22 protein-coding genes are annotated in these 21,969 nt (G+C 73.7%); 6 read left to right on the top strand and 16 right to left on the bottom strand.

Annotated elements, in window-relative coordinates; translation table 11 throughout:
* Positions 1–112: 112 nt before the first annotated feature.
* From ACFWH7_RS02355 to ACFWH7_RS02345, 3 genes are all read right to left on the bottom strand, one after another.
* Positions 113–1,207, bottom strand: a complete 1,095-nt coding sequence (locus tag ACFWH7_RS02355; protein ID WP_378214824.1) for a BMP family lipoprotein — start codon at positions 1,205–1,207, stop codon at positions 113–115.
* 226 nt (positions 1,208–1,433) lie between these two features.
* The gene (locus tag ACFWH7_RS02350) at positions 1,434–2,663 is read right to left on the bottom strand and encodes an amidohydrolase (protein WP_378214823.1); all 1,230 of its coding nucleotides are present in this window, start codon (positions 2,661–2,663) and stop codon (positions 1,434–1,436) included.
* Positions 2,660–3,808, bottom strand: a complete 1,149-nt coding sequence (locus tag ACFWH7_RS02345) for a mannose-1-phosphate guanylyltransferase (protein ID WP_141388664.1) — start codon at positions 3,806–3,808, stop codon at positions 2,660–2,662. Before ACFWH7_RS02345 ends, ACFWH7_RS02350 begins: the two co-directional genes overlap by 4 nt.
* Positions 3,809–4,041: 233 nt before the next feature.
* On the opposite strand from ACFWH7_RS02345, the gene sdhC reads away from it, so the two are divergent.
* The 4 genes from sdhC (at position 4,042) to ACFWH7_RS02325 (ending at position 7,550) form a co-directional block, all read left to right on the top strand.
* Positions 4,042–4,425, top strand: coding sequence for a succinate dehydrogenase, cytochrome b556 subunit (gene sdhC / locus ACFWH7_RS02340; protein ID WP_081772373.1), 384 nt, complete (start codon positions 4,042–4,044; stop codon positions 4,423–4,425).
* Complete coding sequence (locus ACFWH7_RS02335) at positions 4,425–4,883, top strand: succinate dehydrogenase hydrophobic membrane anchor subunit (RefSeq protein ID WP_378214822.1); 459 nt, start codon at positions 4,425–4,427, stop codon at positions 4,881–4,883. The genes sdhC and ACFWH7_RS02335 overlap by 1 nt, the downstream gene beginning before the upstream one ends.
* Positions 4,884–4,950: 67 nt before the next feature.
* Complete coding sequence (gene sdhA / locus ACFWH7_RS02330) at positions 4,951–6,783, top strand: succinate dehydrogenase flavoprotein subunit (RefSeq protein ID WP_378214821.1); 1,833 nt, start codon at positions 4,951–4,953, stop codon at positions 6,781–6,783.
* The gene (locus ACFWH7_RS02325) at positions 6,783–7,550 is read left to right on the top strand and encodes a succinate dehydrogenase iron-sulfur subunit (protein WP_087471552.1); all 768 of its coding nucleotides are present in this window, start codon (positions 6,783–6,785) and stop codon (positions 7,548–7,550) included. The genes sdhA and ACFWH7_RS02325 overlap by 1 nt, the downstream gene beginning before the upstream one ends.
* Positions 7,551–7,654: 104 nt before the next feature.
* Here ACFWH7_RS02325 and ACFWH7_RS02320 read toward each other — a convergent pair whose 3' ends face one another.
* The 7 genes from ACFWH7_RS02320 to sigE form a co-directional block, all read right to left on the bottom strand.
* Positions 7,655–8,809, bottom strand: a complete 1,155-nt coding sequence (locus ACFWH7_RS02320; RefSeq protein ID WP_378214820.1) for a YihY/virulence factor BrkB family protein — start codon at positions 8,807–8,809, stop codon at positions 7,655–7,657.
* 10 nt (positions 8,810–8,819) lie between these two features.
* Positions 8,820–9,383 carry a 2'-5' RNA ligase family protein gene (locus ACFWH7_RS02315; protein ID WP_378214819.1) on the bottom strand — a complete coding sequence of 188 codons (564 nt, stop codon included), beginning with the start codon at positions 9,381–9,383 and terminating at the stop codon, positions 8,820–8,822.
* Entirely contained in the window at positions 9,380–10,471 is a 1,092-nt protein-coding gene (trpS, locus tag ACFWH7_RS02310; protein WP_378214818.1) for a tryptophan--tRNA ligase, read from the bottom strand. Before trpS ends, ACFWH7_RS02315 begins: the two co-directional genes overlap by 4 nt.
* Before the next feature lie 71 nt (positions 10,472–10,542).
* Positions 10,543–10,890, bottom strand: coding sequence for a twin-arginine translocase TatA/TatE family subunit (locus tag ACFWH7_RS02305; RefSeq protein ID WP_378214817.1), 348 nt, complete (start codon positions 10,888–10,890; stop codon positions 10,543–10,545).
* A 9-nt stretch (positions 10,891–10,899) separates the two neighbouring features.
* Complete coding sequence (locus ACFWH7_RS02300; protein ID WP_378214816.1) at positions 10,900–12,363, bottom strand: S1C family serine protease; 1,464 nt, start codon at positions 12,361–12,363, stop codon at positions 10,900–10,902.
* Positions 12,360–13,319: a zf-HC2 domain-containing protein gene (locus ACFWH7_RS02295; protein ID WP_378214815.1), complete on the bottom strand. Its 960-nt coding sequence runs from the start codon at positions 13,317–13,319 to the stop codon at positions 12,360–12,362. Before ACFWH7_RS02295 ends, ACFWH7_RS02300 begins: the two co-directional genes overlap by 4 nt.
* The gene (gene sigE / locus ACFWH7_RS02290) at positions 13,316–13,942 is read right to left on the bottom strand and encodes an RNA polymerase sigma factor SigE (protein ID WP_378214814.1); all 627 of its coding nucleotides are present in this window, start codon (positions 13,940–13,942) and stop codon (positions 13,316–13,318) included. Before sigE ends, ACFWH7_RS02295 begins: the two co-directional genes overlap by 4 nt.
* Positions 13,943–14,191: 249 nt before the next feature.
* Between sigE and ACFWH7_RS02285 the strand changes: the two genes are divergently transcribed.
* Positions 14,192–14,797 carry an O-methyltransferase gene (locus tag ACFWH7_RS02285; protein ID WP_378214813.1) on the top strand — a complete coding sequence of 202 codons (606 nt, stop codon included), beginning with the start codon at positions 14,192–14,194 and terminating at the stop codon, positions 14,795–14,797.
* A gap of 30 nt (positions 14,798–14,827) precedes the next feature.
* Here ACFWH7_RS02285 and ACFWH7_RS02280 read toward each other — a convergent pair whose 3' ends face one another.
* The 6 genes from ACFWH7_RS02280 to dapE all read right to left on the bottom strand — a co-directional run bounded on the left by ACFWH7_RS02280 (position 14,828) and on the right by dapE (position 20,927).
* The gene (locus tag ACFWH7_RS02280; protein WP_378214812.1) at positions 14,828–16,450 is read right to left on the bottom strand and encodes a leucyl aminopeptidase family protein; all 1,623 of its coding nucleotides are present in this window, start codon (positions 16,448–16,450) and stop codon (positions 14,828–14,830) included.
* Entirely contained in the window at positions 16,451–16,618 is a 168-nt protein-coding gene (locus ACFWH7_RS02275) for a DUF3117 domain-containing protein (RefSeq protein ID WP_064506638.1), read from the bottom strand. It lies immediately after the preceding gene.
* Between the two features lie 120 nt (positions 16,619–16,738).
* Entirely contained in the window at positions 16,739–17,956 is a 1,218-nt protein-coding gene (locus tag ACFWH7_RS02270) for a hypothetical protein (RefSeq protein ID WP_378214811.1), read from the bottom strand.
* Positions 17,953–18,939 carry a dihydropteroate synthase gene (folP, locus tag ACFWH7_RS02265; RefSeq protein WP_378214810.1) on the bottom strand — a complete coding sequence of 329 codons (987 nt, stop codon included), beginning with the start codon at positions 18,937–18,939 and terminating at the stop codon, positions 17,953–17,955. The genes ACFWH7_RS02270 and folP overlap by 4 nt, the downstream gene beginning before the upstream one ends.
* A 13-nt stretch (positions 18,940–18,952) precedes the next feature.
* The gene (locus ACFWH7_RS02260) at positions 18,953–19,789 is read right to left on the bottom strand and encodes an LOG family protein (protein ID WP_047233518.1); all 837 of its coding nucleotides are present in this window, start codon (positions 19,787–19,789) and stop codon (positions 18,953–18,955) included.
* A 10-nt stretch (positions 19,790–19,799) separates the two neighbouring features.
* Complete coding sequence (gene dapE, locus ACFWH7_RS02255; protein WP_378214809.1) at positions 19,800–20,927, bottom strand: succinyl-diaminopimelate desuccinylase; 1,128 nt, start codon at positions 20,925–20,927, stop codon at positions 19,800–19,802.
* Positions 20,928–20,963: 36 nt separating this feature from the next.
* Between dapE and dapD the strand changes: the two genes are divergently transcribed.
* Positions 20,964–21,956, top strand: coding sequence for a 2,3,4,5-tetrahydropyridine-2,6-dicarboxylate N-succinyltransferase (gene dapD / locus ACFWH7_RS02250; protein WP_378214808.1), 993 nt, complete (start codon positions 20,964–20,966; stop codon positions 21,954–21,956).
* The last annotated feature ends 13 nt before the right edge of the window (positions 21,957–21,969 follow it).

Raw genomic sequence — 21,969 nt, 5'->3', positions numbered from 1 at the left:
CCCGGGCGCGCCCCAATCCCCCCGGGGGGCGGGCCCTCGGCCCCCCCCGCCCCCCCCCCCCGCCGCACCCGGCCGCCGCAGCAGGCACGGGACCGACGGTCTCAGAGAGTCGTCACGGGGTGTTGGTCGACTCCACGACCAGGTCCCCGGCGATGATCTGCTCCTGGTACTGGGCGAGCATGTCCTGCAGCTCGGCCGGCACCTTGTCCTCGAAGTCGTGGAACGGCGCGAGGCCGACGCCCTCGTTCTCGAGCGTGCCCACGTACGGCTCGTTGGTGAAGTTGCCGTCGACCGACTCGCTCACCGTGTCGAAGACCGCCGGGCCGATCTGCTTCATGACGGACGTGATGATGATGTCGCCGTATTCCGTCGTGAGGAAGCCGTCCGAGTCGACCCAGATGATCTTCGCGCCGCCGCTCTGCGCGGCGGCCGCCGCACCGAGACCGACCGGGCCGGCGACGGGCATGATGATGTCCGCACCCTGGTCGATGAAGCCCTGCGCGAGGTTCTGGCCGTTCGCCTGGTTCTCGAAGTCACCGGTGAAGGAGCCCGTCTGGGCCTCCTTGTCCCAGCCGAGGGTCTTGACCTCGGTGCCGTTGTCCTCGTTGTACTTCGCGACGCCGTCGACAAAGCCGTCCATGAAGATCGCGACCGACGGGATCTGGATGCCGCCGAACGTGGCGACGGTGCCCGTCTCGGTCATGCCCGCGGCGAGGTAGCCCGCGAGGAACGCGGCCTCGGCCGTGTTGAAGAGGATCGGCTTCGCGTTGTCGATCTCGACCGGGTTGAAGTCCGCGTCCGAGAACGACGAGTCGATGAGGGCGAAGTTGGTGTCCGGGTTCGCCTCGGCTGCCGCCTGGATCGGGTCCTCGAGCAGGAACCCGACGCCGATGACGAGGTTGCAGCCCTGCTGGACCAGGTTGTCGATGTTCGGCGCGTAGTCCGTGTCGGCCGAGGACTCGACCTCGGTCGCCGTGATCCCGAGCTCCGACTCGGCCTGCTCCAGACCCTCGAACCCGGCCTGGTTGAAGGACTGGTCGTCGAACCCGCCGGCGTCGGACACCATGCACGCGGAGAAGTCGGAGTTTCCGCCCGCGGTCTCGTCGCCGCCGCCAGTCGTCTCGTCGTCCTCGGGTGCGGCGCCGCACGCGGCCAGCGCGAGCGCGGCGACGGCCGCGAGCGCGGTGACCTGAGTCGCTCTCTTCACCTGATAGCTCCTGTCGTTCTCGTAGCAGGGCCGCGCAGGGAAGGACCCCTGGGCCCTCCCGAGCGCCGTTGCACGGGAGGACCGGTCCGTCGGCCTCTATAGGACCGAACACTAATCAGCCCGAGGGGTCTTGCACGTTACTTGTCGGTAACGCCGCTGCTTCGTTATGCAAGCGTCACTTTGCGTCTGAGGCGTGACACACCCCTGTCCACGGGTCGGGACCGTTTCACCCGTCCTGACCGGCGGCGACACGGGCCAGCAGCCGCATCCCCGCGTCCACCGCGCGCTCGTCGACCTGGAGGTCGCCCTGGTGGATGTCGAAGCTGCGCCCGCCGGGGGTCCGCGTGCCCAGCCGCGCCATCGCGCCCGGGACCTTCGTGAGGTACCAGGCGAAGTCCTCGCCGCCGAGCGACTGCTCGGTCAGCAGGATCGAGTCCGGGCCGAGGACGTCGCGCGCGGCGGCCTCGAGCAGGCCCGTGCAGCGCTCGTCGTTCTCCACCGGCGGGACGCCGCGCGTGTGGTGCACGGTCACCTCGACCTCGTAGGGCGCGACGACCTGCTCGACGGCGTCGTGCAGCACCTGCCCCGCGAACTCCCACGCGCGCACGTCCAGGCAGCGGAGCGTGCCGCGCACCGTCCCGGTGCTCGGGATCGCGTTGTGCGCGGACCCCGCGTGCACGGCGCCCCACGTGAGGTTCACGCCCGAGCGGGGGTCGAGCCGCCGGCCCAGTACCGCGGGGACCTGGGTGATGACCTGGCCCAGCGCGTAGACCACGTCACCCGTGAGGTGCGGGCGCGACGTGTGCCCCCCGGGGGACGCGATGGTCACGGAGACCTCGTCGGACGCCGACGTGATCGGGCCGATGCGCGTCCCGATGCGGCCCACGTCGACCTTGGGGTCGCAGTGCACCGCGTAGATCTCGTCGACACCGTCCATGGCGCCCGCCGCGAGGACGTCGAGCGACCCGCCGGGCTGGACCTCCTCCGCGGGCTGGAAGACGAGCCGCACGCCGCGGCGCAGCTCGCCCTGCGCGTGGAGGTCGGCGAGGACCAGGCCGGCCCCCAGCACCACGGCGGTGTGCACGTCGTGGCCGCACGCGTGCGCCACGCCGGGGACCGTCGAGGCCCACGGGAGGTCGCACCTGTCCTGCAGCGGCAGCGCGTCGAGGTCGGCGCGCAGGGCCACACGCCCGGGCGACGGCGCGTCGTCGGGCGTCCCGGTGGCCGTCACGCCCCCCGGCTCGGGGCCGACGTCGCACACGAGGCCCGTGCCGGGCAGGAGCCGTGGCTCGAGCCCCGCGGCCCGCAGCCGGTCCGCGAGCAGCGCCGTCGTCCGCGTCTCGGCGCGCGAGACCTCCGGGTGGGCGTGGATGTCGCGGCGGATCGCCACGACCTCGTCCACGTGGCGCGCGGCGGCGGCGGCGATGCGGGCGGCGAGGGTCACGTCGGCGGTCACAGGAGCTCGTCCATCCCGAGCTCGCGCACCGTCTCGACCATCGACTTCACCTGCTGGGCCCGGGCGCGCGTGGTGACGAGCAGCGCGTCCGGAGTGTCGACGACCACGACGTCGTCGAGGCCGAGCACCGTGACGACGCGATCGCTCGCGGGCACGACCACGGACCCCGCGCTCTCCCGACGCACGACCCGGCCCGTGTCGCCGAGGACCTTCGAACCGGCACCGTCGACCGAGGGCAGCAGCGCGGCGAGCGAGTTGAAGTCCCCCACGTCGTCCCAGCCGAACGTGCCGGGGACGACGGCGACGCCGCCCACGGCCGCGACCGGCTCGGCGACCGCGTGGTCGATCGCGATCCGCTCGAGCGCGGGCCAGCGCTCGGCGAGCACGCGGTCGCGGTCGGGGCCGTCCCACGCCGCGGCGATCGCACGCAGGCCGTCGTGCAGCTCCGGGCGCTGGTCTGCGAGGTGCCCCAGGAGGACGGACGACCGGACGATGAACATGCCGGCGTTCCACCGGTACTCGCCGGACGCGAGGTAGCGCTGCGCCGTCGTCGCGTCCGGCTTCTCCGTGAACCCGCGCACGTGCTGCGCGCTCGGAGCGCCCTCGACGCCGAGCGGGGCGCCGCTGTGCACGTACCCGAAGGCCGTCGAGGGCCGCGAGGCCGCGATCCCGATCGTCACGACGTACCCCGCGCGCGCGGCCTCCACCGCCTGACGCACCGACGACTCGAACGCGTCCCGGCCCGTGATGACCTGGTCCGCGGCGAACGACCCCACCACGACGTCGCCGTGCCGCCGCTCGAGGACCGCCGCGGCGAGACCGATCGCCGCCATCGAGTCACGCGGCGACGGCTCCGCCAGGACGTTCTCGGCCGGGAGGCCCGGGAGCTGCGTGCGCGCGGCGGCGACGTGCCGGTCCCCGGTGACGAGGACCACGCCCTGCTCTCCCGCGAGCGGCACGAGCCGGTCGACCGTCGCCTGGAGGAGCGAGCGGCCCGACCCGGTGAGGTCGAGGAGGAACTTGGGCGAGCCCGCACGCGAGAGCGGCCACAGCCGCGTGCCGGCCCCTCCCGCCGGGACGACGGCGTGGAACCCGGGGATCGGCGACGCGGCCGCGGCGGACGAGGGGTGAGGCGAAGAGGCCATGGGGGCAGCATAGTGAGGCACGCAGTTCCCCCGCGGGCTGTGGGATCAGTCACAAACCCCCCGCGCAGGGCCGTTCCGCCGCCCCCGGCGGTCCGCATCATGACGCCGATGTCACTATGGTGGAAGCCCAGAGACCGATGCCGACGACGGTCCCGCGGTCCGGACTGAGGGAGTTCCGGGCCACGTCCGGAACGTGACATCTCCCCCTGATCTCGCCACAGGAGGCCCCCAAAGTGCCCAGTGCACCAGCTGGCACGCTCTACCGCGGCCGTGAAGGCATGTGGTCGTGGGTCGCGCATCGCGTGACCGGCGTGCTCATCTTCTTCTTCCTGCTCGTCCACGTGCTCGACACGGCGCTCGTCCGGGTGTCGCCCGAGGCCTACAACGCCGTCATCGGGACCTACCAGACGCCGATCATGGGCCTGGGCGAGGCGGGACTGGTCGCGGCCATCGTGTTCCACGCGTTCAACGGCATCCGCATCATCCTCGTCGACTTCTGGGCCAAGGGCCCGCGGTACCAGCGCACGATGCTCTGGATCGTCGTCGGCCTGTTCGTCGTGACGATGGCCGGCTTCCTGCCGCGTCACCTCATGAACGTCTTCGGAGGGGGGCACTGATGGCCGCCGCACCCACGGTCGAGGTCGCGAGCCCGCGCGACCCCTACAAGCGCCGCAAGTCCACGCGCAGCAACTACGAGCTGTACAGCTGGATCTTCATGCGCGCGTCCGGCGTCGTGCTGATCGTCCTCATCTTCGGGCACCTCTTCGTCAACCTCATGGTCGGCGAGGGCGTGCACGCCATCGACTTCGGCTTCGTCGCCGGCAAGTGGGCCTCGCCGTTCTGGCAGATCTGGGACCTGCTCATGCTGTGGCTGGCCATGTTCCACGGCACCAACGGCGTGCGCACGATCATCAACGACTACGCCGAGCGTGACGGCACTCGCCTCGTCCTCAAGCTCGCGCTGTACCTCGCGTTCACGATCGTCACGGTCCTCGGCACGCTCGTGATCTTCACGTTCGACCCGTGCCCCGCGAACGCGCCGGCCGAGCTGCTCGCGTCGTTCTGCACGGCCTGAGCACCGCACCACCCACGCCCCCGTCTTCTCGCTCCACCCGGCTCTCTCCCAGGAGGCATCGACCCCGATGCAAACCCATCAGTACGACGTCGTGATCGTCGGCGCAGGCGGCGCCGGGATGCGCGCAGCGCTGGAGTCGTCCGGCAAGGTCCGCACGGCCGTCATCTCCAAGCTCTACCCCACGCGCTCGCACACGGGCGCCGCGCAGGGCGGCATGTGCGCCGCCCTCGCGAACGTGGAGGAGGACAACTGGGAGTGGCACACCTTCGACACGGTCAAGGGCGGCGACTACCTCGTCGACCAGGACGCCGCGGAGATCATGGCCAAGGAGGCCATCGACGCGGTGCTCGACCTCGAGCGCATGGGCCTGCCGTTCAACCGCACGCCCGAGGGTCGCATCGACCAGCGCCGGTTCGGCGGGCACACCCGTAACCACGGTGAGGCCGCGGTGCGCCGCTCGTGCTACGCCGCCGACCGCACCGGCCACATGATCCTCCAGACGCTCTACCAGCAGTGCGTCAAGCAGGACGTCGAGTTCTTCAACGAGTTCTACGTCCTCGACCTCATCACGGACCACGACCTGTCGACGGGCGAGATCGCCGACGGCGAGCCCGTCACCGCGACCGGTGTCGTCGCCTACGACCTCGCGACCGGCGAGATCCACGTGTTCCAGGCGAAGGCGATCATCTTCGCGACCGGCGGCGCGGGCAAGATCTTCAAGACGACGTCCAACGCGCACACGCTCACGGGCGACGGCATGGCCCTGGCCTACCGCCGCGGGCTGCCCCTGGAGGACATGGAGTTCTTCCAGTTCCACCCGACGGGCCTCGCGGGCCTGGGCATCCTCCTGTCGGAGGCCGCGCGCGGCGAGGGCGGTATCCTCCGCAACGCCGACGGCGAGCGGTTCATGGAGCGCTACGCGCCCACCATCAAGGACCTCGCGCCGCGCGACATCGTCGCCCGGTCGATGGCGAACGAGGTCCGCGAGGGCCGCGGCGCCGGGCCGAACAAGGACTACGTCCTGCTCGACCTCACGCACCTCGAGCCCGCGCACATCGACGCCAAGCTCCCGGACATCACCGAGTTCGCCCGCACGTACCTGGGCATCGAGCCGTACACCGAGCCCGTACCCGTGTACCCCACCGCGCACTACGCGATGGGCGGCATCCCGACCAACGTCGAGGCCGAGGTCCTGCGCGACAGCCACAACGTCGTCAAGGGCCTCTACGCCGCCGGCGAGGTCGCGTGCGTCAGCGTCCACGGCTCCAACCGCCTCGGTACCAACTCGCTGCTCGACATCAACGTGTTCGGCAAGCGTGCCGGCCGCACGGCCGCCGCGTACGCCGCGACGGCGTCGTACACCGAGCTCCCGGAGAACCCTGCCGCGGCGGTGATCGCGCAGCTCGAGGAGATGCGCAACCGCCCCGACGGCGAGCGCGTCGCCGACGTGCGCAAGGCCCTCCAGGAGACCATGGACGCCAACGCCCAGGTGTTCCGCACCGGCGAGTCGCTCAACCAGGCCCTCGCGGACATCCGCGACCTGCAGAAGCGGTACAAGAACGTCTCGGTCCAGGACAAGGGCCGGATGTTCAACACCGACCTGCTCGAGGCCATCGAGCTCGGCTTCCTCCTCGACATCGCGGAGGTCACGGTCGTCGCGGCGATCAACCGCAAGGAGTCGCGCGGCGGCCACTACCGCGAGGACTTCCCGGACCGCGACGACGCCAACTACATGCTGCACACGATGGCGTACCGCCGTCCGACCTCGGCCAGCGACGTCGCCGACGGTCACGTCGCCGGCTACTTCGACCACGTCGAGGCGTTCGACGGCTACAAGGTCGCCCTGGGCTCCAAGCCCGTCACCCAGACCCGGTACGAGCCCATGGAGCGGAAGTACTGATGACTGCCACACTCGAGAGCCCTGCCCCCGAGGCCAAGGCCGGCGAGATCCCCTCGTTCGAGGTCACGCTCCGCATCCGGCGCTACCTCCCCGAGTCGGAGCACGGCGAGGACGCGTACTGGGACGAGTTCACCGTCCTGGCCCATGGCACGGACCGCGTGCTCGACGCCCTGCACAAGATCAAGTGGGAGAACGACGGCTCGCTCACGTTCCGTCGCTCGTGCGCGCACGGCGTGTGCGGCTCCGACGCGATGCGCATCAACGGCCGCAACCGCCTCGCGTGCAAGACGCTGCTCAAGGACGTGAACCCCGACAAGCCCATCACGGTCGAGCCCATCAAGGGCCTGCCCGTGGTCAAGGACCTCGTCGTGGACATGGAGCCGTTCTTCGCGTCCTACCGCGAGATCATGCCGTTCCTCATCACGTCCGGGAACGAGCCCAGCAAGGAGCGCCTCCAGTCCGCCGAGCAGCGCGAGCGCTTCGACGACACCACCAAGTGCATCCTGTGCGCGGCGTGCACGTCGTCGTGCCCGGTGTTCTGGACCGACGGCCAGTACTTCGGCCCCGCCGCGATCGTCAACGCGCACCGGTTCATCTTCGACAGCCGCGACGAGGGCGCCACGCAGCGCCTCGAGATCCTCAACGACAAGGAGGGCGTGTGGCGCTGCCGCACGACCTTCAACTGCACCGAGGCCTGCCCCCGCGGCATCGAGGTCACCAAGGCGATCCAGGAGGTCAAGCGCGCGATGATCACGCGCGCCTTCTGATCCTCCGCACGTCCCGCACGCAGGGCGCCGACCGTGACGGTCGGCGCCCTGCGTCGTCCCGCCCCGGCTCGAGCGCGCGGCTCGGCACCGCACGCGTCGGTCGGCTAGGTTCCGCGCGGGAGGCGGGCCCGACGGACCCCGCGGACGATCGGGCTCCAGGGCTTGCCGGACCCCTGGCCGGCGCGGAGACGCTCCTCCGTCGAGGCGGCCACGACGGCGGCGCCCCCGGCATCCTCGGTCGCCGCATGCCGGGCGGCGCGCACGTGCCGGGCGCCGGCCGTGGAGGTCCCGTCGACGACGGGGAGCTCGGGGCGTCCGTCGCGGGCGTGCCGGGGGCCGTCGGGCTCGGGGTCGGGCGGGCGCGGCGGGTCGGCCATCCAGGCGCAGACCGCCAGGAGGATCCGCGCCGTGAAGTTGGCGAGGACGAGGAGCGTGACGAGGACGGCGAAGGACGCGAGGAGCGCATTCCGGCTGGCACTGCCCGCGACGAACGACGACCCGAGGTAGCGGAGCACCCCGAACGCGACGGCGGCGGTGAGCGACCCGACGAGGAGGTCGCGGCGGCGTACGTGGACGCCCGCCAGCAGGGTGACCACCACGACGACGACCAGGGCGTCGAGCAGGATGCTCACCACCACGCCGGCTCCGGTGACGAGGATCGCGGGTCCGCCGGAGAGCCCGAGCGCCTCCAGGAGCTGGTAGCCGATCGAGGAGACGGCGATGCTCGCGACGGCGGAGACGAGCATGCTCAGCGCGAGGAGGAAGAAGCCGAGCAGGGCGCGCGCCCGGGCGAGCAGCGCGCTCTGCCCGACGTCGCTGACGCCGAACATCGTGCGGACGGCGCCGCGCAGGTGGTACATGAAGGAGACGACGGAGAAGAGGAGCACGACGCCGGCGACGATGCTCGTGACGCTGAGGCCGGAGTCGAGCAGCAGCAGGTCGGGCGAGATCACGCCCGGCTTCCCGTCGACCGCGATGAGGCCGGGGACGAGCTCGTTGATCTCGCCGAACACGGCGTCCATGAGCTCCTGGCTCCCGCCGAGGACCTGCATGAAGACGGTGTAGCCGATCGTCAGCGCGGCGAAGAGGGAGAACAGGGCCGAGTAGGCGATGCCGCCGCACAGCAGCGCGCCGCGGGCGTAGAGGTAGCGGTAGGTCGCGCGCCCGGGACGGCTGTCCTTCCACCACTCGACGAGCCCCTCGACACGCTCCCTCGTGCGCCGGACGGCGCTGGGGTCGGCGGTGGAGGGCGACGTCACGCCCCGAACCTTACGAGGCGGTCGCGGTCCCGGCATCCGCGGTGAGCGGGAAGACCTGCTCCGGGCGCCACACGCCGTCGTCGCCGTGCTCGTAGAGGGAGAACCCGCCGACCTCGAACCGCGCCTCGTAGGTGGCCATCTCGTCGAACGCGGCGTCGAGCGCGGCGTCCGGCACCTCGTGCGCGACGGTCACGTGCGGGTGGTAGTTGAACCGGAGGTCCTGGGCGAGCGGACCCGTACGGATGGCGCTCTCGAGGTGCTCGCACTCGGCGATGCCCTCGACCACCTGGATGAACACCACGGGCGAGATCGGCCGGAACGTGGCGGAACCCCGCAGGTGGACCCGGAACGGTGCGGCGGTGGCGGCGACCGCGGTGAGGTGCGCACGCGCCGCGTCGAGCTCGGCCGGGTCGAGCACCGTCGGCCCGAGGAGCGTGACGTGGGGCGGGATCGACCGTGCGAGCGGGTCGCCGAACCGTGCGCGCGCGTCCTGGAGCTGCGTCGCGAACGGTTCCGGCACCTCGATCGCGATGCCGATCCGCACCTGGCCCGGCCCACGCTCCGGGAGGTTCACGCGGTCGGCCCTCCGAGAGGCAGGAGGCCGACGCGGTCGTAGATGCGCGCGAGCGTCCCGGCGGCGATGTCGCGCGCCTTCTGAGCGCCCCGCGCGAGCACCGCGTCCAGCTCCGCGGGATCGGCGAGGTAGGTGTTGGCGCGCTCCTGGAACGGCACGAGGAAGTCGACCACCACGTCCGCGAGGTCGACCTTGAGCCGCCCGTATCCCTGGCCGTCGTACTCCGCGGCGATCGCCTCGACGTCGCGACCGGTGAGCGCGGAGTAGATGGTGAGGAGGTTGGACACGCCGGGCTTGGCGACCGGGTCGTACCGGATCTCGGTGTCCGAGTCCGTCGCGGCGGACCGGATCCGCTTCGCGGCGACCTTCGGGTCCTCCAGGAGCCAGATGACGCCCTTGCCGTTCGACGACGACTTGCTCATCTTCGCGGTCGGTTCCTGGAGGTCGTAGATCTTCGCGACCGAGCGCACGATGTGCGCCTCGGGCACGACCGCGGTCCCGTCGCCGAAGCGGGCGTTGAGTCGCTCCGCGAGGTCACGGGTGAGCTCGAGGTGCTGGCGCTGGTCCTCCCCGACCGGCACGAGGGCCGCGTCGTACAGCAGGATGTCCGCCGCCATGAGGACGGGGTAGGTGAACAGCCCCACGGTCGTGCCGTCGGCACCCTGCTTCGCGGACTTGTCCTTGAACTGGGTCATGCGGCCGGCCTCGCCGAAGCCCGTCTGGCAGGACAGCACCCAGGAGAGCTCCGCGTGCTGCGGCACGTGCGACTGCACGAACAGTGCGGACCGCTCCGGGTCGACACCGCCGGCGAGGTACTGCGCCGCCGTGCGGCGCGTCCGCTCGCGCAGGCGCTCCGGGTCGGGGTTGACCGTCAGGGCGTGGAGGTCGACGACGCAGTACAGCGCGTCGTAGGAGTCCTGGAGCGCGACCCACTGGCGCAGTGCGCCGATGTAGTTGCCGAGCTGCAGCGAGTCCTCCGTGGGCTGCATGCCCGAGAGGATCCGGGGCTTGGTGCTCGTCGGGTTCCCGGCCGCCTGCGTGGCCTCCTGGACCGGTGCCGGACCGGTGTGCGTCGCCTCGATGGACATTGCCCCATTCTGACAGGTGGTGCCGTGCCGGAACGAATCGCCTCCGGCTCGGAGAGGGAACGGGGCGGGCCTCAGGTGGCCTCGTCGTCGAACGGCGCGGCGCCCCCCTGCGGCACGGACGACGGCGCCGGGGGCGGCGGCGGGGCGACCCGCTCGCGCGGTGGCTCGTCGTCGAGGAGCGCCTCGCGCACGATCCGGCGCGGGTCGTACTGGCGGGGGTCGAGCTTGGACCAGTCGACGTCCGTGATCTCCTCGCCGAGCTCGGCGTCGACCCGGGCCTTCGCGTCGCGCAGGTACCCCCGGGCCGACCGCACGAACGACCCGAGCTGCTCCGCGTAGCGCGGCAGGCGCTCAGGACCGATGACGACGACCGCCACGACGAGGAGCACGACGAACTCGGCTCCGTTGATCCCGAACACGCCGACAGACTACTCGCTCGTGGCTTCGTCGAGGACGACGCGGACGTCGCGCTCCCGGTCCCCCGTGCGGACCCGCAGGGTCACGGCGTCCCCCGGAGCCTTCGCCCGGATGGCGACGATGAGCTCGTCCGACTCCGTGACGGGCCGGTCGTCGATCGAGAGGATCACGTCCCCGGGCCGGATCCCCGCGGCGTCGGCCGGTCCGTCGGGCGTCACCGCCGGGTTCCCGGCCTGGGCCTGCGTCGAGACCTGCACGCCCTCACCCTGGTACCCCTGGTCGAGCAGCACGCCGATCACCGGGTACGTCGCGACACCGTCGGCGATGAGCTGCTCCGCGGTCCGACGCGCCTGGTTGGACGGGATGGCGAAGCCGAGCCCGATGCTCCCGGTCGCCGACTGGCTGCCCGGCGGCTGGGCGATGGCGGAGTTGATGCCCACGACCTCGCCGCGCCCGTTGACGAGCGGGCCCCCGGAGTTGCCGGGGTTGATCGCCGCGTCGGTCTGGATCGCGTTGATGAACGCGGTCTCGGCCGCGGCGCCGGCCTGGACCGGCCGGTTGAGCGCGCTGATGATGCCCGTGGTGACGGTCCCGTTGAGGCCCAGCGGGGCACCGACGGCGACCACGGGGTCCCCGACGACGACGTCGTCGGAGTCGCCGAGCGCGAGCGGTGTGAGCCCCGTGTCCTCGACCTTGACCACCGCGAGGTCGTAGTCGACGGTCCGCCCGACCAGCTCGGCCGGGCTCTCGTGCCCGTCGGAGAACAGCACGACGACGTCCCCGCCGTCGGCGGCCGACGCGACCACGTGGTTGTTCGTGAGGATGTACCCGTCCTCGCGGAGGACGAAGCCGGACCCCGTGGCGACGCCGTCGGTCCCGCGGACCTGGAGCGAGACGACGCTCGGCAGCACCGTGGCGGCGATGTCCGCCACCGAGCCCGCGGGGCGGTCCGCGCCCGGCTCGACGCTGGCGGGCGGTAGGGCCGACGTGTACGGGCCGGGCGAGTCCTGCCCGAGGAACCGGTCGGCCGCCACGCCGCCCAGCGCGCCCGCCACGAGGGCGAGCACGGCGACGCCCGCGACCACGGCGGGGCGCAGCCCGCGCCCGGACGGCGGCCCGGCAGCGCCCCGCGGGACCCCGACGAGCGTCGGGTCGACCGACCCGCCGGGTCGCATCGGCGCCGACGGCGGCTCGGGCTCACCGAACGAGCGCAAGGTCTGCCACGGGTCTGCGGGCCCCGGCGCGCCAGCCGGTCCCGCGGACGGGGCCGGGACCGGCGACGGCTGCGGGGACGCGGCCGGGGGCGGGACGGGCGCGCCCGGCGGCGGCGGGACCGGGCCGGGGCCGACCGGCGCCGACGGCGGGACGGGCGGCACGCTGCGGTACGCGGACGGCGGTGCGAACGGGTTCCGTGCGGCGTCGGGCGCCCCGGCGTGCTCCGGGCCGGACCGAGGGCCGGTCTGGGGGTCGGTCATGAGGTGCCGAGCGCTCCTGTCATGGTCGTCCAGCCCCGGGAGATGCGCGCCGGGACCCCGGCATCGTAGTCACGTGCCGGGAAGGCCGCCACGAGGGCGGCGAGCGTCTCCTGCTCGGTGTCGGCGACGACGTCGATCACCGTGTCGCCGGACTGCCAGACCACGTGCCACGGCTCCTCGGACAGCACGTGCACCCGGCGGCCGCCGACGTCCCACGTCTCCCCGCCCGCGAGCGCGGCACTGTCCAGGAGACCCGCCTGCTCACGCACGACGGCCTCGCCGCCCGGCGCCTCCAGGTCGATCTCGACGACGCCGCGCGCGGCGTCGTCCCGGACGTCGACCACGCTGAAGCCCTCCGGCAGCTCCGTGGGGCAGGTCCAGCCCTGGGCGTCGAGCGCCGCGAGCGCCGCGGTGCCGTCGGGAGCGGCCCCCTCGCCCTCGGTCTGGTCCGCGGTGCGCACCCCTCCCACGACGAGCGCGCCGGTGGCCCGGGGCGCGGCCTGCGCGAGCACGCTGAGCGGGTCGCTGCGGTGGAGCTCGGGGGTGACGAGCGGGCTCTCCCCCAGTGCGAAGAGGCTGACCGCCGCGACGCCGACCCCCCCGACGACGAGACCGACGACACGGCGACGCACCGCTCCCCGGCGCACCTCCCCGCTCCACGCACCGCGCGGGAGGGGGACCGGCTGCGCCCAGGGGTCGCCCGTCGCGGGCGCCGAGCGGAGCGGGTCGCCGTCGGTCGAGGGGATCTGGGCCGACAGGGCGAGGAGGCGTGCCGCGAGGTCGGGCGCGGGCTCGACCGGGCCGGCGCTGCTCAGGGCCCGCCGGGCGGCACGCGCCGCCGCCAGCTCGGCGGCGCACCGCGGGCAGCACGCCACGTGCTCGAGGGCACGCTCCGCCTCGGCGGGCGTGAGCTGCCCGTCGACGAGAGCGGAGAGGCGGGAGCCGAGGTGCGTCACGCCACCCCCCGGGCGGCCACGGGCGTCGGGACGTCGTCCGACGCCGGGCGGTCCGCGGGGTCGCGGTGCGGCAGCGCGGCGCGGAGCTGGGACCGCGCGCGGTGGATGCGGGAGCGGACCGTGCCGAGCTTGATCCCCAGCGTCACGGCGATCTCCTCGTAGGACAGGCCCTCGATGTCGCACAGCACGACGGCGGCCCGGTACTCGGGCGAGAGCGCGTCGAGCGCGCGCTGGACGTCGTGGTCGAGGTTGGCGTGCTCGAAGCCGCGCTCCGGCTGGGCCTCGGAACGGGCCGGGTACTGCCCGTCGTCGTCGCCCATGGCCTCCATGCGGATGCGTTGCTTGCGCCGGACCTGGTCGAGGAAGAGGTTCGTCGTGATGCGGTGCAGCCAGCCCTCGAACGTGCCAGGGGTGTAGCTCGACAGCGAGCGGAACACCCGGACGAACGTCTCCTGCGTGAGGTCCTCGGCGTCATGCCGGTTCCCGGTCAGGCGGTACGCGAGCCGGTACACGCGCGCCGAGTGCTCGCGGACGATCTCGTCCCACGACGGCGGCACCCACGCGCCACCCTCCTGCGTCACGTGCGTGCTGGTTCCCGGTCGTGCGTCGTCCACGTCGTCCATCGTCCCAGAAGAACGCCCGGCACCCTCCCGGTGTTCCCCTCTCGCGCGGGACGTGCGCGCGACGTCCACGGCCCGTGCACACACGCGCGGCGCGGGAGCGGGCCGCCGTGGGAGGGGGCGGGTACGATCCGAGACAGCGCACCCGCCAGGGAAACCCTCCCCGGGCCGCACGCGCGGACGACGGACCACCAGGAGGCACCGATCACCAGCGACGTCGGCACCCACCGCAGCGCGAAGGCCGCGAGCTGGGTGTACAGCGAGGAGTTCGTCCCCGAGGACGACGTCCTCCTGCGTGCGCGGGACCGCGCCGCCGAGCTCGGCTGCCCGACGGTGCTCCCCGGCGTCGGGGCGGTGCTCCAGGTGCTCGCGGCGTCGCTGGCCGCCCGCGCGGTGGTCGAGATCGGCACCGGCACGGGCGTGGCGTCGCTCTGGCTCCTGCGCGGCATGCCGGCCGACGGCGTGCTGACGACGATCGACGTCGAGGTCGAGCACCAGCGCGCGGCCAAGGAGGCCTTCGCGGAGGAGGGCGTGCCCTCGGCGCGGACCCGCACCATCCCGGGTCGCGCGAGCGAGGTCCTCCCCCGGCTCACCGACGGCGCCTACGACCTCGTCCTCGTGGGCGCGGACAAGCACAGCTACCCCGAGTACGTCGAGCAGGGCCTGCGCCTGCTGCGCCCGGGCGGCGTGCTCGCGGTCGACGGCGCGCTGTCGCACGACCGTGTCGCCGACCCGGCGCGGCGCGACGAGGTGACGACGATCGTCCGCGAGGTCGGCCGGTCGCTGCGGTCGGACGAGCGCGTGCTGCCGGCGCTGCTCCCGAGCGGCGACGGCCTCCTGCTCGCCGTTCGCCGCTGAGACGTCCCGGCGGGCGAGGAGACTCTGCGGTCAGAGCCGGTCGAGCGCCTCGAGCAGGAGCCGCGCCCCGTACCCCGTGGCCCCGGCGACGACCTCGTGCCGGTCGGCGGTGGCCCGTGCGGGGCCGGCGACGTCGAGGTGCGCCCAGGGCACGTCCCCGACGAACTCGCGCAGGAACAGCGCGGCCGTGATCGACCCGGCACCGGGGCTCTCGACGGGCACGTGTCGGAGGTCGGCGACGTCGGAGCGCAGCGCGCCCGCGTAGTCCTCGACGAGCGGCATGCGCCACACCCGCTCGCCGGTGGAGAGCGCGGCGTCCTCCAGGGCGTCGGCGACGGCGCCGTCCGTCGCGAACAGCGCGCCGTGCCCGCGGCCCAGGCCGAGGCTCGCCGCGCCGGTGAGGGTCGCGACGTCGACGAGCACGTCGGGTGCGAGCTCGGCCACGGCGTACGCGAGGGCGTCGGCGAGCACGAGGCGGCCCTCCGCGTCGGTGTTCGCCACCTCGACCGTCCGGCCCGACCACGTGCGCAGCACGTCCCCCGGGCGGTACGAGGCGGCGCCCACGTGGTTCTCGGCCAGCGGGAGCACCGCGGTGACCCGGCGGTCGGAGCGGGCGCGGGCGGCGCCGAGCACGACCGCGAGCGCGACGGCCGCGCCCGCCATGTCGGTCTTCATCGGCACCATCGCCTCGCGCGGCTTGATCGAGAGTCCGCCGGTGTCGTACGTGATGCCCTTGCCGACGACGACGACGTGCCGGACGTCGGCGCCCGCCGGGAGGACCCCGTGGTCCGCCGGGTCGTAGGTGACGGTCACGAGGCGCGGCGGTCGTGCCGAGCCCGCACCCACGGCCAGGATCGCCCCGAAGCCCTCCGTGCCGAGCGCGGCGGGGCCGCGGACGGTCGTGTCGAGCCCGAGCGCGTCGGCGAGCTCGACCGCGCGGTCGGCGAACCACGCCGGGTCCTTGACGTCGGACGGCACGTTGGCGAGGTCGCGGACGAGCCACGTCGCCGCCGCGGCGCGGTGCGCGGCCTCGATCGGTGCCGTGACGTCGGGCCGGTCCTCGGGCGCGAGCAGCACGAGCTGCTCCGCGGCCGCGTCGGACGGAGCCGCGGAGGACTCGGTCTGCCGAGGCTGGTCGTACGCGGCGAGGAGGTAACCCTCGACGAAGGCGCGTACCTCCGCGGGACCGGAGCCGGCGGTCGCGGCGCTGACGACGCGCTCGAGCCCGCGCGACGCGCGGGCCAGCGCCGCACCGGCGCGCCGGAGCTCCGCCGCTGTGCCGTTCCCGACCCCGAGCAGCAGGAGCCGCGGTGGTAGGCCCGCCCACGGGAGGCGGGCGCCAGACCCGGCGTGGGCGCGGGGCAGGTCGACGCGGACCACCTCGCCGGCCACACCGCGAAAGCTCCGGCCACCGGCACGCTCGGCGAGCTCCGCGAGGTCGACGCCGTACCGCACCGTCGCGTCGACGGTGCCGGCACGCGGCTGCAACCCGTCCTCGGCCTCGCGCGGAGGCGCGACGGCCACGACGACCGCGTCGACCTGCGCGTCGTCGAGGAGTGCCGCGTCGCTCAGGACGCCCCGGGCACCGACCACCTCGGGCAGCGTGCGCGGCAGCCCGGGGAGACCGGAGGCCCGGCGCTCACGTGCGGGCAATCAGCCCACCACGGCCTGGAGCGCCTCACCCAGCTCGCTGGCCTCGGTCGCGTTGAGCTCGACCACCAGGCGTCCGCCACCCTCGAGCGGGACCCGCATGACGATGCCTCGCCCTTCCTTGGTGACCTCCAGCGGCCCGTCACCCGTCCGCGGCTTCATCGCAGCCATCGATGGCACTCCATTTCCGTTGTCCCGAGTCCACCCCGCACGCGCGAGGAGGGGCGTCCGACCTCGGACGACGCCCGAGGACAGTCTAGTTCACCCGTACCGACATCCCGGGCGCCCGGTTCACGGCGGCCAGCCGGACGGCGGGACGAGCCGCCACAGCGACCACACCCACCACACCTGACCCGCGACGCCGGCGAGGGTCACGGCGGCCAGCCACAGGCGAGACCGCGTCCACCCGACGGTCACCGCCGCGAGCGGGAAGGCGAGCAGCAGGAACCGCACGAGCGACGTGCCGGGCTGGATCGCCGCGACCAGGTAGGCGAGGTACGCGCCGGACCACGCGTGCATCTCCGGTCCGAGCCGCGCCGCGACGGGGTTGAGCACGAGGGTGGCCGTCGCGAGCAGCACGAGCGCGAGGACCCACGGGCCGGCGTCGCCCATCAGCCAGCGCGACACGTCGACCCACGGGACGACCGGCACGACCTCCGCTCCCCCGCGCCACGCCTCCTGCGTGCGGAAGTACCCCTGGTGCACGCCCGTCACGACGCTGCACGCCCACGGCCACACGAAGCCGCTCGCCAGGGCGACGGCGACGAGAGCGCCCACCCGCGCGGCGTCGGGCCCGCGCAGGTCGCCCCGGCGCCACCGGACGAGCCCGTGCCACAGGACGACCGCCGCCATCGGCAGCGCGACGGCGCGGGAGAAGCCGAGGAGGACGACCACGAGCGCCGCCCACCCGTAGCGGCGCCGCGCCAGCAGCAGGAGCGCGGACGCCACGAGGAGGAGCGCGAGGGACTCCGTGTACGCGACCTGGAGGACGGGGCTGGACGGGAAGACGCTCACGAGCAGGACGGTCGCCAGCGGCAGGCCCGGCCTGCGCTCGACGGCCGCGGCGCCCGCCGTCGCGACCAGCCGATGGATCACGAGGACGGCGCCGGCGCCGCACGCGAGCGCGACCGTGGGAGCGAGCACGTCCCACCCCAGTCCGGTGACGGCGTCGAGGGCACGCACGAGCGCCGGGAAGAGCGGGAAGAACGCCCAGACGTTCTGCTCGACGGCGCCGTCGGGACCCACGGGGAGAGTATCGGGGTAGCCGGACGCGTAGATCTGCTCGTACCAGCTCGCGTCCCACATGCGCGCGACGTACGGCAGGTACGACGGCGCGGCGTCCGTCCAGGGGTTCGCCTCCTGGGACCTCGCGACGACGAAGAGGACCACCGCGCTCACCGCCCGCGCGAGGCCGTACACCGCGAGGACCTGCGCCCACCACGGCCAGGAGGTCGGACGCAGCAGCCGCGGACGCTCGCCCGGCCCGGCCACGGCGCGCCGCGTGGTCACGCGAGGCCCCGCAGGGCGGCCGCCGGAGGGGCCTCGTCGCGCACCGCGGCGACGAGGTCCAGGACGCGCCGGGTCGCTGCGACGTCGTGCGCGCGGAAGACGCGCGCGCCGAGCCACGCGGCGACGGCCGTGGCGGCGAGGGTGCCCTCCAGCCGCTCGTCGGCCGGCAGGTCGAGCGTCTCGCCCACGAAGTCCTTGCGGGACAGCGCCATGAGGAGCGGGAACCCGAGGCCTGCGAGGACCTCGGTCCGACGCAGGAGGTGCAGGGAGTGCCACGTGTTCTTGCCGAAGTCGTGCGTGGGGTCGACGAGGACCGACGCCCGCGGGACCCCGCACGCGACCGCCCGCTCGGCCGCCGCCCGGAGGGTCGCCACCACGTCCTGGACGACGCCGTCGCGCGGGTCCGCGGCACCTGGCCGCGCGGGGTACGCCACGCGGAACGGGTCGGTGCGCGGCGTCGCGCCCCCCGTGTGCGAGCACACGACCCCGACGCCGTGCTCGCCCGCGACCTCGACCAGGCGCGGGTCGTGGCCCGCCCACGTGTCGTTGATGAGGTCGGCGCCCGCGAGCGCCGCCTCGTGCGCCACCTCGGCCCGCCACGTGTCGACGCTCACGAGCAGGTCGGGGAACTCGGCGCGCACCCGTTCGACGAAGGGCACCACGCGACGCACCTCCGCGTCGGGCGTCACCACGGGACCGACGCCGGCCCGCACTCCCCCCACGTCGAGGATCTCGGCGCCCTCGACGACCGCGCGCTCGACCGCGGCGAGCGCCTCCCGATCGTCGAGCTGGCGCGCGCCCGCGTAGAACGAGTCGTCGGTGCGGTTGACGATCGCCATCACCGCGGGCCGCTCCAGGACCCGTCCGCGCAGCACGAGAGACGAACCGCGAGGGGGGACCCCGAGGGGAGGCAGCGGCTCAGGTGCGTCGGCGGGGTGCCCGCCCGACGGCTCCGCGGGCACGGCGGGGCCGGGTGAGGTCATCGCGCCGCGGCCCTCAGCTCGCGTCGCCGGCCTGCGCCCGGGCGAGCTCCTCGGTGGCCTCGAGCTCCTCGGCGCGCAGCTCGGCACCGCGGTCGCACACGTACTCGACGGCCTCGGCGGGGTCGTCGCACAGGTGGACGAGGTCGAGGTCGTGCGCGCTGATCATGCCGCGTCCGGCGACCGCCGTGCGGGCCCACTCGAGCAGCCCGCTCCAGTAGTCCGTGCCGACGAGCGCCACCGGGAACTCGGTGATCTTGTGCGTCTGGACGAGCGTGAGGGCCTCGAACAGCTCGTCGAACGTGCCGAACCCACCCGGCAGGACGACGAAGCCCTGCGCGTACTTGACGAACATCGTCTTGCGGGCGAAGAAGTAGCGGAAGTTCACGCCGAGGTTCACGTACCGGTTCATGCCCTGCTCGAACGGGAGCTCGATGCCCAGACCGATCGACAGCCCGCCCGCCTCGGACGCGCCCTTGTTGGCCGCCTCCATGATGCCCGGGCCCCCGCCGGTGATGACGGCGAAGCCCTCGTCGACGAGGCGACGGCCGACGTCCTCCGCGAGCGCGTAGTCCGGGTGGTCCGGCTTGGTCCGCGCCGACCCGAACACCGACACGGCCGGGCCGACCTCCGCCAGCGCGCCGAAGCCCTCGACGAACTCGCTCTGGATGCGCATCACGCGCCAGGGGTCCGAGTGGACCCAGTCCGCGCTGCCCCCCGTGTCGAGGAGGCGCTGGTCCGTCGTCTGCCGCGGGATCTGGTCCCCGCGCAGCAGCACCGGCCCCTTGCGGTACCCCGTCCCCGCCTGGGGCAGGCCGTCGTCGGAACCCTGGTCACGCACCGTGTCGCTCATGGTCACGAGCCTATGCCGCAGGGGCGGCCGTCAGCCACGCACGGAGCGCGTCGCGGCACAGCGCGAGCTCGCCGACCGGGCAGCGCTCGTCGTCCTTGTGGGCGAGCAGCGGGTCCCCGGGACCGAAGTTCACGGCAGGGACGCCCAGCTCGGCGAAGCGCGCGACGTCGGTCCAGCCGTACTTCGGCGCCGGCACGCCGCCCGTGACGCCCAGCACCGCGGCGGCGAAGTCCGCGGCGAGCGGGTCGTCGAGCCCCGGTCGCGCGCCCGGTGCGGCGTCGGTGAGCACCACCTCGAAGCCCGCGAACAGCTCGCGCACGTGCTGCTCGGCCTCGGCCACCGTGCGCGACGGCGCGAACCGGAAGTTCACCGTGACGACGCACTCGTCCGGCACGACGTTGCCCGCGATCCCACCGGCGATGCCGACGGCGTTCAGGCCCTCGCGGTAGACCAGGCCGTCGACCTCGACCTGCTGCGGGACGTACGCCGCCAGGCGGTCGAGCACCTCGTGCGCCGCGTGGATCGCGTTGGCGCCCGTCCAGGAGCGCGCGGAGTGCGCCGCGACCCCGGGGACGCGCACGTCGACCCGCAGCGTGCCGTTGCACCCGCCCTCGAGACCGGCGGACGTCGGCTCGCCGAGGACCGCGAAGTCGGCCGCGAGCAGGTCGGGACGGTTGCGCGCGAGGCGTCCGAGCCCGTTGAGGTCGGACGCGACCTCTTCGTTGTCGTAGAACACCCACGTCACGTCCTGCGCCGGGGCGTCGAGCTCGGCCGCGAGCGCGAGCGCGACCGCGACCCCGCCCTTCATGTCGACCGTCCCGCGGCCCCAGACCTCGGCGTGCGCCCCCTCCCCCACGACGCGCGTGGGCAGGTTCGGCGGGTCCGTGAGCGGCACCGTGTCCAGGTGGCCCGCGACCACGACACGCCGCTCCCGGCCGAGCGTCGTGCGCGCGACGACCGTGTCGCCGTCGCGCACGACCTCCAGGTGCCGGTACGCCCGCAGCGCCGTCTCGACCGCGTCCGCCAGCACCCGCTCGTCGCCGCTCACCGACGGCGTGTCGCACACCGCGCGGAAGAGCGCGACGAGATCGCCGCGGAGGTCGAGCACGGGCGGGGCGGCAGCGGTGGGAGAGGTCACGCCAGCACCCTACCGGCGGCGGATAGGGTGGGGCGCATGACTTCTGCGACCCCCGCGACCGCCCCCTCGGCGGCCGCGTCCGAGCCGCGTACGGCGTGGGGCTACGGCCTGGCGACCGTCACCGACGACGGCACGACCCTCGACGTCTGGTACCCGGCCCCGGCGCTCGGCACCGCCCCGGCGGACACGACCGTCCCCGCCTCGCTCGACGCGCTCGCCGAGCGCGACGAGCTGCGCGGCGTGGACGTCGTCGTGGTCCGGACCGAGATCGACCTCGACGCCGCCCCTGCCGACGCCTCCGACGCGTACCTGCGCCTCCACCTGCTCTCCCACCGCCTCGTCGCCCCGCACGGGCAGAACCTCGACGGGCTCTTCGGCGTGCTGACGAACGTCGTGTGGACCAACCACGGCGCGTGCGCGGTCGACGGCTTCGAGGAGACGCGCCTGCGCCTGCGCGCGACCGGGCAGACCGTGACCGTGTACGGCGTGGACAAGTTCCCGCGCATGGTGGACTACGTCGTCCCCTCGGGCGTCCGCGTCGCGGACGCCGACCGGGTCCGGCTCGGGGCCCACCTCGCTCCCGGCACGACCGTCATGCACGAGGGCTTCGTCAACTTCAACGCCGGCACGCTCGGCACGTCGATGGTCGAGGGCCGCATCTCCGCGGGCGTCGTCGTCGGCGACGGCTCCGACGTCGGGGGCGGCGCGTCGATCATGGGCACCCTCTCCGGTGGCGGCCGCGAGGTCATCTCCGTCGGGCAGCGCTCGCTCCTCGGCGCCAACGCGGGCCTCGGCATCCCCCTGGGCGACAACTGCGTCGTCGAGTCCGGCCTGTACGTCACCGCGGGGACCAAGGTGACCGTCGTCGGGCAGACCGACGCCGCGGGCGAGCCCCTCGTCGTCAAGGCGCGCGAGCTCTCCGGCCGCTCCGGCGTCCTGTTCCGACGCAACTCGCTCACCGGTGGCGTCGAGGCCGTCTCGCGCACCGGCGCCGGCGTCGAGCTCAACGCCGCGCTGCACGCGAACTGACCCACCACCGACG

It is taken from the genome of Cellulosimicrobium cellulans, from assembly GCF_042723955.1.
GTDB lineage: Bacteria > Actinomycetota > Actinomycetes > Actinomycetales > Cellulomonadaceae > Cellulosimicrobium > Cellulosimicrobium cellulans_H.
Note: the sequence above shows the minus strand (reverse complement) of the source record. Positions and strands in the feature narration are given on the sequence as shown.